The sequence below is a fragment of the Sinosporangium siamense genome, assembly GCF_016863435.1.
GTDB classification, from domain to species: Bacteria; Actinomycetota; Actinomycetes; order Streptosporangiales; family Streptosporangiaceae; genus Sinosporangium; species Sinosporangium siamense.
Genome location: NZ_BOOW01000052.1, coordinates 26,087 through 41,281 on the forward strand (window position 1 = coordinate 26,087; position 15,195 = coordinate 41,281).

The 15,195-nt window shown below is 67.8% G+C and carries 13 protein-coding genes and 1 CRISPR repeat array; of the genes, 12 read left to right on the forward strand and 1 reads right to left on the reverse strand.

Annotated features, from left to right (window positions below):
* Positions 1 to 243: 243 nt before the first annotated feature.
* The 6 genes from Ssi02_RS34985 to Ssi02_RS35010 are packed head-to-tail and all read left to right on the forward strand — an operon-like array spanning position 244 to position 6,127.
* Complete coding sequence (locus tag Ssi02_RS34985; protein ID WP_204032138.1) at positions 244 to 1,107, forward strand: STAS domain-containing protein; 864 nt, start codon at positions 244 to 246, stop codon at positions 1,105 to 1,107.
* Positions 1,107 to 1,487, forward strand: coding sequence for an STAS domain-containing protein (locus Ssi02_RS34990; protein ID WP_204032140.1), 381 nt, complete (start codon positions 1,107 to 1,109; stop codon positions 1,485 to 1,487). The genes Ssi02_RS34985 and Ssi02_RS34990 overlap by 1 nt, the downstream gene beginning before the upstream one ends.
* Positions 1,484 to 1,885 (forward strand): anti-sigma regulatory factor, encoded by a 402-nt coding sequence (locus tag Ssi02_RS34995; protein ID WP_204032142.1) that lies wholly within the window; start codon positions 1,484 to 1,486, stop codon positions 1,883 to 1,885. The genes Ssi02_RS34990 and Ssi02_RS34995 overlap by 4 nt, the downstream gene beginning before the upstream one ends.
* Positions 1,882 to 2,883 (forward strand): ATP-binding SpoIIE family protein phosphatase, encoded by a 1,002-nt coding sequence (locus Ssi02_RS35000; RefSeq protein ID WP_239130274.1) that lies wholly within the window; start codon positions 1,882 to 1,884, stop codon positions 2,881 to 2,883. Before Ssi02_RS34995 ends, Ssi02_RS35000 begins: the two co-directional genes overlap by 4 nt.
* Positions 2,880 to 4,574: an ATP-binding response regulator gene (locus tag Ssi02_RS35005; RefSeq protein ID WP_204032147.1), complete on the forward strand. Its 1,695-nt coding sequence runs from the start codon at positions 2,880 to 2,882 to the stop codon at positions 4,572 to 4,574. Before Ssi02_RS35000 ends, Ssi02_RS35005 begins: the two co-directional genes overlap by 4 nt.
* A complete protein-coding gene (locus Ssi02_RS35010; protein ID WP_204032150.1) occupies positions 4,571 to 6,127 on the forward strand; it encodes a SpoIIE family protein phosphatase in 1,557 nt (518 codons plus the stop codon). The genes Ssi02_RS35005 and Ssi02_RS35010 overlap by 4 nt, the downstream gene beginning before the upstream one ends.
* A 564-nt stretch (positions 6,128 to 6,691) precedes the next feature.
* Here the strand turns inward: Ssi02_RS35010 and Ssi02_RS35015 are convergent.
* Positions 6,692 to 7,507, reverse strand: coding sequence for a UbiA family prenyltransferase (locus Ssi02_RS35015; protein ID WP_239130275.1), 816 nt, complete (start codon positions 7,505 to 7,507; stop codon positions 6,692 to 6,694).
* A 61-nt stretch (positions 7,508 to 7,568) separates the two neighbouring features.
* On the opposite strand from Ssi02_RS35015, the gene Ssi02_RS35020 reads away from it, so the two are divergent.
* The 6 genes from Ssi02_RS35020 to Ssi02_RS40030 all read left to right on the forward strand — a co-directional run bounded on the left by Ssi02_RS35020 (position 7,569) and on the right by Ssi02_RS40030 (position 15,115).
* Positions 7,569 to 8,618 carry a type III polyketide synthase gene (locus Ssi02_RS35020; RefSeq protein ID WP_204032155.1) on the forward strand — a complete coding sequence of 350 codons (1,050 nt, stop codon included), beginning with the start codon at positions 7,569 to 7,571 and terminating at the stop codon, positions 8,616 to 8,618.
* A 6-nt stretch (positions 8,619 to 8,624) separates the two neighbouring features.
* The gene (locus tag Ssi02_RS35025) at positions 8,625 to 9,149 is read left to right on the forward strand and encodes an isoprenylcysteine carboxyl methyltransferase family protein (protein WP_204032158.1); all 525 of its coding nucleotides are present in this window, start codon (positions 8,625 to 8,627) and stop codon (positions 9,147 to 9,149) included.
* Positions 9,146 to 10,162 (forward strand): NAD(P)/FAD-dependent oxidoreductase, encoded by a 1,017-nt coding sequence (locus Ssi02_RS35030; RefSeq protein WP_204032159.1) that lies wholly within the window; start codon positions 9,146 to 9,148, stop codon positions 10,160 to 10,162. Before Ssi02_RS35025 ends, Ssi02_RS35030 begins: the two co-directional genes overlap by 4 nt.
* Positions 10,163 to 10,437: 275 nt before the next feature.
* Positions 10,438 to 10,941, forward strand: a complete 504-nt coding sequence (locus tag Ssi02_RS35035; RefSeq protein WP_204032160.1) for a hypothetical protein — start codon at positions 10,438 to 10,440, stop codon at positions 10,939 to 10,941.
* A gap of 32 nt (positions 10,942 to 10,973) precedes the next feature.
* Positions 10,974 to 11,429: a CRISPR direct-repeat array (repeat unit 29 nt; unit sequence CGGAACATCCCCGCGTGCGCGGGGCCGAC).
* Between the two features lie 162 nt (positions 11,430 to 11,591).
* Positions 11,592 to 14,438, forward strand: a complete 2,847-nt coding sequence (gene cas3, locus Ssi02_RS35040; protein ID WP_204032161.1) for a CRISPR-associated helicase Cas3' — start codon at positions 11,592 to 11,594, stop codon at positions 14,436 to 14,438.
* Between the two features lie 365 nt (positions 14,439 to 14,803).
* Positions 14,804 to 15,115: a transposase gene (locus Ssi02_RS40030; RefSeq protein ID WP_204032162.1), complete on the forward strand. Its 312-nt coding sequence runs from the start codon at positions 14,804 to 14,806 to the stop codon at positions 15,113 to 15,115.
* Positions 15,116 to 15,195 lie beyond the last annotated feature (80 nt).

Genomic DNA, 15,195 nt, shown 5'->3' on the forward strand with positions numbered 1-15,195 from the left:
GATCCGGGCTCTCGCCGTACCCGCTGCCGCACGTGGCGTTCATGTCTCCGCGAATGATTTGGCGGCGCCGTACCTCGCAGTTCTCTCCACCGTGGGGCCGGGCCGGCGGTGTCGGCGATTAGGGCGAAGCGCGTAAAAGGTGTGGCTTTCCTCAGGTCAGGGGACACATGAGAGAAATATGCAGAGACCGCTAACCTTATGGATGTTTGTCCGAAAATGACCTCTAGTCTTTGGGAGCGCGTGATGACTGTTCATAGTGAGGCCGATCGGCACCGGATCGATGTGCTCCTGCAAGACCAAGAGGAGAGGATCACCCGGCGCTGGATCGACATCGCGGTCGCGAATGCGGGCGGGCACGCCGCGCGGGGCGCGCTGACCGAGCGGCTGCGGGAAATCTACCCGGCGCTCCAGCGGGCGCTCGCCAAGGACGGGGAGAACGGTGAGCTGCGCCGTCTGCTGGCGGAGTTGTCGCGTGGGCAGGCTCGGCAGGGCTTCACCCCGTCGGAGACCGTGGTGCTGGTGCTCGGCATCAAAGAGGCGGTCTACGAGGTCATCGAGGCCGAGGAGGATTCGGAGACGCTGCGGGGCTACCACTGGTTCTGCAAGTTCGTCGATGACTTGGGTCTGTTCACATTTGAGACCTTCGCGGCGGCCCGAGAGCGGATCATCACCGATCAGGCCGAGCAGTTGCTGGAGCTGTCGACGCCGGTGGTGAAGCTGTGGGACGGCATTCTGGCGGTGCCGCTGGTGGGCACGCTGGATTCGGCCCGCACCCAGGTGGTCATGGAGAAGCTGCTGCAGGCGTTGGTGGAGACCGGCTCGGAGCACGCGGTGATCGACATCACCGGGGTGCCGGCGGTGGACACGCAGGTGGCGCAGCATTTGCTGAAGACCGTGGTGGCGGCGCGGCTGATGGGGGCCGAGTGTGTGGTCTCCGGCATTCGCCCGCAGACCGCCCAGACCATCGTCACCCTGGGCATCGACTTCGGGGACATCGTCACGAAGGCGTCGCTGGCCGAGGCGCTGGCCTATGCGCTGCGCCGCAGCGGGGTGCAGATCTCTGAAGGGTCGGGCAAGCGCGTCGTAGTGGGGGTGGAGCGGGCCTAATGGAGCGAGTGCCCATCCTTAAGCTAGGTGACATTCTTATCGTCTCCATCCAGATCGACTTGCAGGACCAAGGTGTCCTGGCGCTGCAGGAGGACTTGGCGGACGCCGTCGTCGAACACCGCGCCCGCGGTGTGATCATCGACATCACCGCCGTGGAGATCGTCGACTCTTTCATCGGCCGCATGTTGTCCACCATCGCGTCGATCTCGCGGGTGCTGGACGCGGAGACGATCGTGGTGGGCATGCGGCCGGCGGTCGCGATCACCCTCGTCGAGCTCGGCCTGTCGCTCGGTGGCGTGCGCACCGCGCTCAATCTGGAGAAAGGCGTCGCACTCCTGCACAGCCGCGACGGCGTCGACTCCGACACGGTGACCCGGTGACAGATACCTTCGAGGTGCCGATCGACAGCGACAGCGACGTCGTGGTGGTGCGCCAGCACGTGCGCTCTCACGCGCTGCAGGCCAAGCTGTCCCTGGTGGATCAGACCAAGGTGGTGACCGCCGCCAGTGAACTCGCCCGCAACACCCTGGTATACGGCGGAGGCGGCAGATTGGTGATCGAGGCGATCAGCAATGGCGTGCGCCGCGGGCTGCGGCTCTCGTTCATCGACGAGGGGCCGGGCATCGGCGACGTGGAACAGGCGCTGACCGACGGATGGAGCACGGGCGGCGGTCTCGGCCTGGGGCTGAGCGGTTCGCGCCGCCTTATGGACGAGTTCGACCTGGAGTCCGCGCCCGGCCGGGGAACCCGCGTGACGGTGGTCAAGTGGGTCAGGTGAACTGCTCCGACGGAGATACGTGGCTGCGGGTGGAGGACCCCAGCGCCGTGGGGGCCGCGCGCCGGGCCGCGACCGTGATCGCCGAGGCCGTCGGCTTCGACGAGCACGAATGCGGACGGGTGGCGCTGGCGGTCAGTGAAGCGGCGTCCAACCTGGTCAAACACGCGGTGGCCGGCAAGATTCTGATCCGGTCGCTCGCGCAGCCGGGCGGGGCCGTCGAAGTCATCGCCGTGGACACGGGACCGGGAATGGCGGACTTCGCCCGGGTGATGCGTGACGGCTACTCCACCGCGGGCACACTCGGCGTCGGGCTCGGCGGCATCGCGAGGATGGCCTCGGCGTATGAGGTCTATTCGATGCCCGGACGGGGCACCGTGATGGCCATGTGGTTCACCGCCGACACGGCACCGCCGCCGGACATTCAGGTAAGTGGCCTGACACGTCCCATCGGGGAGGAGAGCGTTTGCGGGGACGCCTTCGCCTATGTCGACAGTCCCGGCGGGACGGTCGCGATGTTGTGTGACGGCCTGGGCCACGGTGAACTGGCCGCGCACGCCTCCCGGCAAGCGGTGCGCACCTTCAGGAAGCACAACGATCTGTCGCCTGCCGCGATCGTGGAGCGCGTCCACAGCGCCCTGGCAGGCACCAGGGGTGGCGCCGTGGCGGTGGCCGCGCTCGACCGCGGCAGCGGGACGGTCTTCTACGCCGGGCTGGGCAATGTCGCGGGGTGGATCGTCACCCCCGAGTCGCGGCAGGGCATGATCTCCGTGCCCGGCATCGCCGGACATCAGAGCAGAAAGGTGCGGGAATACTCTTACACCGCGCCGCCGTACAGCATGATCGTCATGCACTCCGACGGGCTGACCGAGCGCTGGGAGCCCACCGCCTTCCCCGGGCTCACAGCACGCGCCCCGTCCGTCGTGGCCGCCACGCTGCTGCGTGACGCCGGCACACGCAGAGACGACGCAGCCGTTCTCACCGTGAAGGTCACCCCATGAGCGCGGCGGAAGCGGTCACGCTCGCCACCGTCACCGTACGGAACGATCACGATGTCTTCGCCATGCGCGGGATGGGCCGCGAGGTCGCCGCGGCGGCCGGCATGTCGGAGCAGGACCAGATCCGGGTGGCCACCGCGCTGAGCGAGGTGGGACGCGACATTGTGTCCAGGGGCGGAGCCCAGGAGTCGGCGGAGGTCGCGTTCCTGCTGGAGCACAAGGATCTGGTGGTCGCCGTGAGCCCGCCTCCGGGAGGTCACTCCTGCAACGCCGACGGGGTGAAAATGGCCCTCCGGCTCATGGACGAGGTCAAGCTCGGCGATCCGGACAAGCTGATCATGCGCAAGCGGCTCCCGGGCAGGAGGCCGCCGTCAGTCGACCAGATACGGGCAAAAATCGGCACGTTTAAGCCCGTCAGCGCTTTGGACGAGCTACGCCGGCAAAACCTGGAACTGGCCTCCACCCTGGAGGAGGTACGCCAGCTCAACACCGAACTGCAGGAGACCAACCGGGGGGTCATGGCGCTGTACAACCAGTTGTCGGTCGAACTCGAGGAAACCAACCGCGGGGTCGTCGCACTGTATGCCGAACTGGACGACAAGTCGCTGCGGCTACGCCGGGCCAGCGACGCCAAAGACCGGTTCTGGGCCACGATCAGCCATGAACTTCGCACCCCCCTCAACTCCATCATCGGCCTGGTGCGCCTGCTGACCGGATCCGGTGCTCAACCGCTGGGGACCGAGGAGCGGCACCAGATCGACCTCATCGGCTCCTCCGCGCATACTTTGCTGGACACGGTGGACGAGCTGCTGGACATGGCCAAGGCCGAATCCGGACGGCTCGACCCGCACCTGACTCTCATCGACCTGCACAGACTGGTCGAAGACTTGCGCCTGTCGCTGCTGCCGACCGCCGACAGCACCCGCATCCGGCTGACGGTGCACCTTCCGCCACCACCGCAGAGAGTGCTGGCCGATGAGGCCATGCTGGCCAGGATTTTGCGCAACCTGCTGGCCAACAGCCTGAAATTCACCGAACAAGGCGAGGTCGCCCTCCAGGTGACCCACGACGTGGCCACCGGCGAAATAATCTTCACCGTCGTCGACACCGGCATCGGCATCGCCCCCGAGCACCTCGCACACGTCTTCGAGGAGTTCTACCAAGTGCCCGGACCCGCTCAACTGCGTGCCAAAGGCACCGGGCTCGGCCTGGCCTACGCCCGGCGCCTCGCCGAGGCGATGGGCGGCACCCTGGAACTGACCAGTGTGGAAGGCCAGGGCACCACGGCGACGCTACGCCTGGCCCGCCTCTCGGATGTTCCCGTGGTGAACCGGGTCCTCATCGCCGACGACGACGATGACTTCCGCGCGCATCTGCGCCGCATGCTGACCGGGCTGGCCACTTACATCGACGAAGCCCGGGACGGCGAAGCCGCCCTCAGGGCCATGCGCGCAACGCCGCCCGACGTGGCGCTGCTCGACGTGATGATGCCGGGCCTCGGCGGCACGGCGCTGCTCCAGCGGATGGGTGAGGACAAGCGGCTGCATACCATCCCGGCCATCCTCATCACGGCCGATCCGGTCAAACACCACCCCGATCTCGGCGTCGCCGTACTCGGCAAGTCGGCGCTGCGCAGGGACACGCTGCTCAGGGCGCTGCAACGGGTTCTGGAGGGGAAAGGCGGACCGGTATGACGCAGGCATTGGTCCTGGTGGTCGACGACACACCGACCAAGCTCTACATCCTCGCCAGTTGGCTGCGCCGGGCCGGCTACCGCGTCGCCGAGGCCGGCGGCGGCCTGGAGGCCCTGAAGAAGGTCGAGCAACTCCATCCGGACCTCGTGGTACTCGACGTACGCCTGCCCGATATTTCCGGTTACGAGGTGTGCGAGCGAATCAAGGGTAGTCCGGCCACCGCCTCGATCCCCGTCATCCAGATCTCCGGAACAGCGATCACCACCACAGACCGCGCACACGGGCTGCAACGGGGTGCGGACGCGTATCTGGCCGAGCCCATCGAACCGGAGGAGTTCGGCGCGACGGTCGAGGCGATGCTGCGCTACTACCGGGCCCGGCATCGGGCCGAACGCCTCGCCGGCAGGCTCAGCGCCCTCACCGAACTCACACTGGCGATGAACGCCGCCACGACCTTCGACGAACTGCTGTTGCGCGCGGTGGCGGGAACCCGCCGGCTCTTCGGCCGCCCCGCCCACCTCGTGGCGCTGATGCCCGACGGCCACACCCGCCTGTTCACCAGCGGCACCTCCACGAGCATGACGCTGCCCCGCAGCACGTTGGAGACACTGAGCGAGCGTTACCTGGGCGATCGCACCGGAACCGCCGTCGAATACGGCTTCTTCTCCCCCGTTTCCGCCGGCCGGTTGATCGTCGTCTCGCGCACCAAGCCCGACCGGCCCGCCATCTGCCTCGCCGTACACGCCGACCCTGACCTGGACGACGACGAACGGAGCATTATTCGCCAGCTCGGCCAAGCCATCGCACTGACCTTCGAAGGCTTGCGCGCTTACGCCGAAGAACATGCCATCGCCCTCACCTTGCAACGCAGTCTGCTGCCCGCGGGAGTACCCGACGTGCCCGGCCTGGACATGAGCTGGCGCTACCTGCCCGCCGCCGACGGCGTCGAGGTCGGGGGCGACTTCTATGAGGTGCTTGAGCTGGACGGGCGGATCCTCGTCGGCATCGGCGACGTCCAGGGCCATTCGTTGCGGGCCGCCACCGTGATGGCCGAACTGCGCCACGCCCTGCGCGCCTCCCTCATCGGCACGGTCGCGCTTGACCAGTCGCTGAGGCTGCTCAACGACGTACTCCTCCGATATCACCCGGGCACGACCGCCACGGTCTGTCTGATTCTCATCGACCCCGCCACCGGGGATGCGCAGATCGCCAACGCCGGGCACATTCCGCCCTTGTTCATCGACGACGACGGCAAGGCTCATTACCATCGGTTCGGCGATCTCATGCTTGGCGTGGTCGAGGAGAACTTCCGGGTCGACCACGTGAATCTGGCTTCGGGTACGGCGATGCTGCTGTTCACCGACGGACTTGTCGAGGACCGCGACGTCGAGCTAGGCGAGAGCCTGGAGAGGGTCAGGCGGGAGGCCAAGGATATCGAGGACGACTTGGAGTCGTTCACCGACCGGCTCATCGACGGGTTCGGCGCACGAGAGGACGATGTGGCCTTGGTGCTGTTCCGCCGCCACTTGCCGGGGCCGGACCGTACTGCCTGACGGGCCAAAATAAGTCAATGCTTTAATTTCTTAGCTTCTTCTTCCTAAACGGAGTGTCGCCGCCTCGGCCTGAGTCCGCCGGGATTTATTTTACGGGTAATCAGGCGCTAGCCGTACCCCCGCACACTGAGCGGGGGGCAGCGAGAATTTCAGCGGCCACCCACCGATAAGAAACCACGGAAGAAGAACTTCGCATGGGTCAGAACATCAGCGATAAGGCGGCGTCTGGAAGGGTATGACTTCGCCGGTATGCGGGCGGTGTTCACCGACACGGCCACCGTGTGGCATAACGACGGCAAGGGCGAGCAGACCATCGATGAGAAGCGGGCGGAACTCAAGCGGCCATCGCGGACCGCATCCCCCACTCCGAACACGTCACCCAACCCGGCGCCGCCCACATGCCCTACCTCGAGAAGGAGCCGCTCCGCAGCGAATACATCTCCATCATCCAGAACTACATGGAGCGGATCGAATAATCCGGCACACCGGCTGACCTGGCGTTCGCCGATCCGGGCAGGGGTCACGGCCCGGTCGACCGGCAAGACCGCTGAGTCAGGACCGCGCTCAGCCGGTGAGTCTGGTGCCGTTGAGCACCAGAAGTGCGACGTCGATGGCGGCCACCGCGATCGCGGCTACGAAGGGTGCTTTGCCGCCCTTGACCAGTGCGATCCCGGTCAGCACGCAGGCCGCCGCGACGGCGATCCAGGGGGCCGCGTGCGCCACGCCGTACGGACAGAAGGACAGCAGCGCGGTGGCCGCGAGCAACGGCAGCGGCACCAGGGCGGCGACCCGGGCGGTGCCGAGCCGCTGCGGCCAGCCGCGCACCTTGGTGGCCAGGTCACCGGCGATGTCGGGCAGGACGTTGGCCAGGTGCGCGCCCAGCCCGAGCAGCGCGGCGCCCGCCACTGCCCACCACGCGGGCCACGGCCTGTCGGGCAGCCCGAGCGTCACGAAGGCGGGCAGCACGCCGAAGCCGATCATGTACGGTGCCCACGACCACACCGTCGCCTTCAGCCAGAGGTCATAGGCCCAGGCGGTGCCGACGCCCAGCAGGTGCGCGGCCCCGGCGATCCACCCGGAGGCCAAGGACAGCGGCACGCACAACACCAGCGCGACCAGCGCCGCGCGGCGCACGGTCGCCGCGCTCACCAGGCCGGCCACGATCGGCTTGCCGGTGCGTCCGGCGGCGGCGTCGCGCTCGGCGTCGACGGCGTCGTTGCACCAGCCGATCGACGCCTGCCCGGACAGCACCGCGGCGGCCACCAGCACGACCCCCGCCAGGTCACGGCCACTCGCCACGGCCACCGCGGTGACCAGGACGGTCACCGTGACCGTCGGGCCGGAATGACAGGCGTCCGCGAGCCCTCTGAGCGTTCGCACGCGACCTCGATCCATGCCGTTTCCTGGGCATAGTAACCACCGATCAGGGCAATCGTTGGCTATGAGCAGCATCGCCGCCGTTCACGGCGTAGTGCCAACGCATCGTTACACCCAGGCCGAGATCACCGAGCTGGCCGCGCAGGTCTTCCTGCCGGAAGGCGCCGACCAAGGTCTGCTCAAGCGACTGCACGGCAGTGCGCAGGTCGAATCCCGCCATCTGGTCCTTCCTCTGGAGGAATATCGCAAGCTCGATGGGTTCGGCGCAGCCAACGACGCGTTTATCTCCGCAGCGGTCGACCTCGGCGCCGAAGCGGTGTCCGGCGCTCTGGAGCAGGCCGGGCTCACCCCTGCCGACGTCGACGTGATCATGTTCACCTCGGTCACCGGCATCGCGGCGCCCTCGATCGAGGCCAGGGTGGCCGGGCGGCTGAAGATGCGCCCCGACGTGAAACGCATTCCGATCTTCGGGCTCGGGTGCGTCGCCGGGGCGGCGGGCATCGCACGGCTGCACGACTACCTGCTCGGCTGGCCCGGCCACGTGGCGGTGCTGCTGTCGGTCGAGCTGTGCTCGCTGACCCTGCAGCAGGGCGACGCCTCGGTGGCCAACCTGGTGGCCAGCGCCCTGTTCGGCGACGGCGCCGCTGCCGTCGTCATCCGCGGCTCAGGCCGTACGGCGGGGCCACAGGTGGTGGCGACCCGCAGCCACCTGTATCCCTGCAGCGAGAGAGTCATGGGGTGGGAGGTGCGCGACAGCGGCCTCGGCATCGTGCTCGACGCCGGAGTGCCCGAAATCGTGCGCGCCTACCTCCCCGACGACGTCGGCGGCCTGCTCGCCGAACACGGTCTGACCAGCAAAGACGTGCACACCTGGGTCTGCCACCCGGGCGGTCCCAAGGTGCTGGAGGCCGTCGCGGAAGCTCTTGACCTGCCCCGCGAGTCGCTGGGGGTGACCTGGCGCTCGCTGGCCGCCATCGGCAACCTGTCGTCGGCCTCGGTGCTGCACGTGCTGGCCGACACGATGCGCGGGCCCGCTCCGCCGACGGGCAGTGCCGGGCTGCTGATGGCCATGGGCCCGGGGTTCTGTTCCGAACTCGTCCTGTTGCGCTGGTAGGTGCCCATGCCCTGGTATCCCGTACTCATCCTGCTCGTCGGCCTGGAACGCCTGGCCGAGCTCGTTGTCGCCCGCCGCAATGCCCGCTGGAGCATGGAACGCGGCGCGATCGTGCGCGGGCAGGGCCACTATCCCTTTATGGTCGCCCTGCACACCGGGCTGCTCGCCGGCTGCCTGGCCGAGGTATGGGTGGCCGACCGGCCCTTCATCCCGGCTCTGGGCTGGCCGATGCTGGCGCTCGTGGTGGCCGCCCAGGGGTTGCGGTGGTGGTGCGTCACGGCGCTCGGACCGCGCTGGAACACCCAGGTGATCGTGGTTCCGGGGCTGCCGCTCGTCCGGAGCGGGCCATACCGGTTCGGCTGGCTGCGCCACCCCAACTACATCGCCGTCGCCGTCGAGGGGGTGGCGCTGCCCCTCGTCCACAGCGCGTGGACAACCGCGCTGATCTTCACCGTGCTGAACGCCGCGCTCATGAGGGAGCGCATCCGCTGCGAGAACCAGGCGCTCGCCATGCTCGGTGAGGTTCCGTGATCGACGTCATCGTGGCCGGAGGCGGCCCGGCCGGGCTGGCCACGGCGATCCACGGCACCCTGGCCGGGTTGCGGGTCGTGGTCGTCGAACCCCGCACCGCGCCGATCGACAAGGCCTGCGGCGAAGGGCTGATGCCCGGCGGCGTCGCCGCGTTGCGGTCGATGGGCGTACGGCTAAGCGGCCATCCACTGCTGGGCATCGACTACGTCGCCGCGGGCACCCGCGCGCGAGCCGCATTCGGACACTCCACCGGCCTCGGCGTGCGGCGCACCGACCTGCACGCCGCGCTGGCCGCGCGCACCGCCGAACTCGGCATCCCCGTGGTCTCGGGCAAGGTCGAGCACCCGCGCCAGGACGCGGACGGCGTGGAGGCCGCGGGGCTGCGGGCGCGCTGGCTCGTCGCGGCCGACGGCCTGCACTCCCCGCTCCGCTCCCAGTTGCGGCTCGGCCTTCCCGGCCGCGCCCCCGCACGGTACGGCCAGCGCCGCCATTACCACCTCACCCCTTGGTCGGACCATGTCGAGGTGCACTGGTCGGAGGCCGGGGAGGCGTACGTGACCCCCGTGGGCGACGACCTGGTCGGTGTGGCGATCCTCAGCCAGCGGCGAGGCGGCTTCGACGAGCACCTCGCCTGCTTCCCCGACCTCCGCGCCCGCCTCGACGGCCCCACCGCCACCCCGGTACGCGGCGCAGGGCCACTGCGGCAGCGGGTGCGGCGGCGAGTGGCCGGACGCGTCCTGCTCGTCGGCGACGCGGCCGGCTACACCGACGCGATCACCGGCGAGGGATTGTGCCTGGCCGCGGTGACGGCCCAGGCCCTCGTCCGCTGCCTGGCAGCCGACCGGCCCCAGGACTACGAACGAGCCTGGTCACGGCTGACCCGCCGACACCGGCTACTCGCCGGAGCGCTCCTGGTCGCCGCACGCAGACAGCGCACCGCCCGCCTCATCGTGCCCACCGCGGCCCGCCTACCGGCGCTGTTCACTCGCATCGTCCGAGCCATTGCCACCTAGCGTCGGACTGATCGGGGAACCCGATCTGCCGGCCCGGATCAGCGTCGTTCGAACCCCCCGCCCTGCGGCTGAACCCACACCAACAGGCCGCAGACGGCACCGAGACGCCCTGACTCGCCACGGTGCCCGCGCACCCGCCCCACCTTCCCCAACACGGGGCGGGTGCGCAAAACCCCCAACCGGCGACGATTCGCCGGAATAGCAATTGCCCGCCCCCGGCCATGGCACGATGCCACACGTCGGGGGCGCAGTAATCACCAAAGGATCGGAGACCCATGAAGACCGTGCGCACCCTCACGCTGCTCTTATGTGCCACCCTCATCACCGCCTGCGGCGGAACCGCGCCGGCCCCCACGACCAACGCCGCTGCAGCAACCCCGATAGCCACGCCCGCACTCGCCCCCGCCAAACTCGCCCAGGCCGCGCCCAAGCTGGACGCCGCCGGCGTCATCCGTGCCCTCGCCAAGCGAGGACTCAAAATCCGGCTCGGCCGGATCTACAACGAGCGCACCGACCCGAACCACATGATGGGCCGCCCCCACGGATACACAAGTAAAGCGGTGCTGTGGATCGGCAAGCACGAAGGCAGCGTCGAAGTCTTCGCCAAGGCGTCCCAGGCCCAGAAACGGCGCGACTACATCCAGGAGATCGGCGAACGCGCCTCGGTACTCGGGGAGTACACCTACGTCCGCCGAGGCGTCGTCCTCAGGCTGGCGAAGGAGCTGCTGCCCTCGCAGGCGAGGAAGTACCAGGCCACCCTCAACAAGGTCGTTCCGTAGCGGCCATGACTGCCGACCGGTCACCGCGGCCTGCGGACATCCCCGCGTGCGCGGGGCCGACCGCGGCGTTGGCTGCCCTGGTGAGCCCGATGAGGGAACATCCCCGCGTGCGCGGGGCCGACGACGCCGCGACGATGGAGGTGCTCTACTCGTCGGGAACATCCCCGCGTGCGCGGGGCCGACGTCCCTCACGTGCGCTCACTGGTCCCCCTCGGGGGAACATCCCCGCGTGCGCGGGGCCGACCGGCGCGAGCGTTGCGGCGGCGTGATGAGCCTCGGAACATCCCCGCGTGCGCGGGGCCGACTCGCGGATAGCGTCGCGCTGCTCAGGCGTCGCCGGAACATCCCCGCGTGCGCGGGGCCGACGATCCTCCGGTCCCCATGCAGCCGAGTCTCGTCGGAACATCCCCGCGTGCGCGGGGCCGACAGCACCAGGGTTTCCATCTGGGTGGGGTTGAGGGGAACATCCCCGCGTGCGCGGGGCCGACACTCGCTGACCTGGGCCTCTTCTACGCCAGAAGCTATTTTTCATTCGGTTCGATACGGCTTATGGATCTCATGCTGACCTTGCTGCGCTGTGCGTTTCAGGGGATTGTCGGTCGGGATATCTAGTGTCCCACTCGGTGAGGTCGGGCTCGATGAGGTGTGGCTTGGACGAGCGGGAACTTGGTTTTCTCGGAGACCCGAGTCTGGTGCGGCAGCTGGGTGCGTTGTGGGGCAAATCGGCCGCTAAGGCCGCAGGGTGCATGAATCTGCTGATATGTCACCTCCTCGACACGGCCGCGGTAGCTGAGCAGATCTGGGACGGATACCTGGCCGTGTCCACGCAAAAGCTGCTGGATGAGGTGGCCGGCGGGCCTGGGCGGGGGCGGCGATTCTTCGCCTGGCTGTGTGGTATTCATGACTGCGGGAAGGCAACACCGGCTTTCCAGCGAATGGATGAGGCCGGGGCGCGAGCCGTCCAAGAAGCGGGCCTCACCTGGGTCCCCAAGCGACAGCAGCGCTGGCAGCACGACCAAGCCGGCGGAAAACTCATCCGAGACGTGCTCAGCAAAGCCGGATGGCCTGAGGAGCAAGTCTCGTGGATATGGCCGCTGGTCGCCGGGCACCACGGAAGGTTCCCTCCGGCGGCGAAGCTCAATGAGCCGGTCTCCGCTCTGGGGCATCTGCACGGCAAGGGGCCCGCATGGCGCCGGGCGCAGTCGGCAGTCGTCGAAGTCCTCACCCGCCAACTCGGATTCGACAGCCTGGAACAGGTACAGCCCGCAAAGGTGCCCAGCCGCGCCGATCAACTACATCTCAGCGGTCTGGTGGTGATGGCCGACTGGATCGCCAGCGACGAGCGGCACTTTGACGGAATCGACGACCTGAAGAAGGCGAGCCTGGAAGCGTCCCGCGCCCGGGCTGCCAAGGCATGGAAGCGGTTGGGCCTACGTGGCGGCTGGGGGCAGCTTGAGCTTCCAGGGCCAGAGGCATTCCAAGACCGTTTCGGACAGGTGCCACGCCGTTCGCAGCTGATGGTGATGGATGTCGCCAGGCGCATGACCGGCCCGGGACTGCTGATCGTCGAAGCGCCGATGGGGGAGGGAAAGACCAATACGTCCTTATTGGCAGCGGAGATCCTGGCGGCCCGGTTCGGCGCTGACGGTGTCTTTGTCGGCATGCCGACCCAGGCCACCAGCGACCCGATCTTCACTCAGGTGCGCGCCTGGGCAGGCAAGGTGTCACCGGGACTGGAATCCCAAGTAGCGCTTCTCCACGGCAAGCGCCGCTTCAACCGGGAGTGGCAGACGCTCCTGACCGAGGCCGGGGATAGGCCCGACGACATGTACGGAACGATCGAAGAAGACGCTCTGTATGAGTTTTCCGGATTCACCGCCGAAGAAGAGCCTGAACGGCTCGCTCCTGCGGAATGGTTTCTTGGCGGTAAACGCGGACTGCTGACTCCGCTGGTCGTGGGGACGATCGACCAGTTGCTGTTCGCCGCGACCCGCACTAAGCACGTGATGCTGCGGATGGCAGGCCTCGCAGGAAAGATCGTCATTTTGGACGAGGTACATGCCGCTGACGTTTACATGTCCCAGTTCCTGCTGGAGGGGTTGCGCTGGCTGGGGCAGGCCCGGGTTCCGGTCATCCTGCTTTCCGCGACCTTGCCGCCCGCTCAGCGGCGTGCCCTTACGGAGGCCTATCTCGCCGGTGCCTCTTGGCGTCAGGAAGCGCCGGCCTTCGACCTGCCCGCCCCTGGCGGCTACCCGAACGTCACCGCGGCCTGGCTGGAGCACGGGAGACCGCGTGTGCTTGTCGGCAATTGTACCTCGTGGCGCAAGGACCTCCCCGTGCGGGTCGAGGTGATCCCCGAGTTCCCCAGGGCCAAAGCCTCGAAGGAGGCACCCGAGCCGATAGAGGAGCCCTACGCAGAAGTCGTCGCACTTCTGGTCGACCAACTGCGGGACGGCGGATGCGCGTTGGTGATCCGCAACACCGTCGATCGCGCTCAGGACACATACGAAGCGCTGTGCTCCCACTTCAGGAAGAGCGACGTCTTCCTCCTGCACGGTCGTCTGCACGCCGCCCACCGCGCGGACCGCACTGAGGCCGCGCTGTCTCGCCTCGGGCCGTCCGGCTCTCCTCGTAAGCGGACCATCCTGGTCGCCACTCAACTCGCCGAGCAGTCATTCGACGTCGACGCCGACATCCTGATCACCGACCTTGCGCCGATCGACCTGCTGCTTCAGCGCATCGGCCGGCTCCATCGCCATGACGCTGTTCCCCGCCCCGAGCGGCTGCGAGCACCGCGTGTTGTCATCACGGGCTTCAACGCCTCGGAAGCACGTGCCCCATGGATTCTGCGGGATAGCGAGGCCATCTATGGCCGCTACCTGCTGCTGCGTACGGCCGCGCTTGTGTGCGCCGTCGACGGATCACACTGGGACATCCCAGGTCAGGTCCCGGCCCTGGTCGCCGCTGTCTACGGCAAGGAAGCGGTTGTGCCGGAGGCATGGGCGGAGGAGGAAGAAGAGGCATTCGCCGTATGGGAGGAGGAACAGCGGGGTCGTGCCAAGAGCGCCGAGAAGTTCCTGCTGACCCGATTCGCCGAGTACGAGAACACAACGCTGGAGGGTCTGCACTATGCGGAGGCCAAAGGCACCGACGAGGTCGTACACGCGATCGTTCGTGACGGCGAGCCCAGCGTCGAAGTCGTCATCGTCTACGAGGACGACGACGGATACACCTCCTGGAAGGGAGGGCGCCTGCTCGGCGGCGGAGAGGTGCCGCCCCACCTGGTGGACGAAGTCCTCGGCGGCACGGTGCGCCTCCCCACCAAGCTCACCGCGGCGGCCGAAAAGGAACTCCAGCCTCTGGCGGGTTGGCGGGGGCACCCATGGCTGCGCCACAGCCGGGCGCTGAGACTCCAAGCCGGATTCGGAACACGCCTGGACCACTTCGCAGTCCGCTACGACGTCGAGTTGGGACTAGTCATCGACAAGACTGAGTAACGAGCTGAGCTGCTCAAGATCACCAGCGTGCCCGGCTGGTCGCGACAACATCGTGACCAGCCGGGCACACGGCTGTGTGCGCCCTTCCGGGAACGCGCGCTGGCAGTCGTGAAGTTCGTGTTGCTCATCCCCGCGTGCGCGGGGTCCACGACCCTTTGACGGGCCATGCCAGAGCTAACGCTGGATCATCCTCGCGTCGGCGAGGTCTATCAGGGCTGCCGTGCCACAGCCAGTCAACCAGCTTTGACAGGTGCCTCGCATCAAGACTGGGCAGCCGAATTTCCTGTGCCGATTCCCTGCATGACGACCCATGCTGTCAGTAGGATCCCGCTCCTAGAGCAAACGCATTCGTCAGGAGGGGTTTCATGGATGACGCAGCGCACTTACGTCGATCTCGGAGGCGCTATACACCTGAGCTGAAACGTCGGGCTGTCCGGAGGTACGAGGAGATCATCGAGGAAACCGGAGCGCCCTGGGGTGTGTTCTCCCAGGTCGCGCGCGAGTACGGCGTGGCTCCGAGCTCACTACGGACCTGGGTCCGCGATGCCGGGACCGGGCGCTCCCCGCAGAGGACATCCGTGGACGCCCGCGTGCGGCACATCGTCGAACTGGAGCGTGTAATCCAGGACCTGGACGAGGCCAGCCGGGTTCTAAAGAGGTTGCGGCGACTCTGCTGACGCAGCTCTGTTCCGCGGCCATGACACCGGATCTCGGGGAGGGCGCTTGATGGCGTGATCCGCTGGGGCAGCCTCCGATC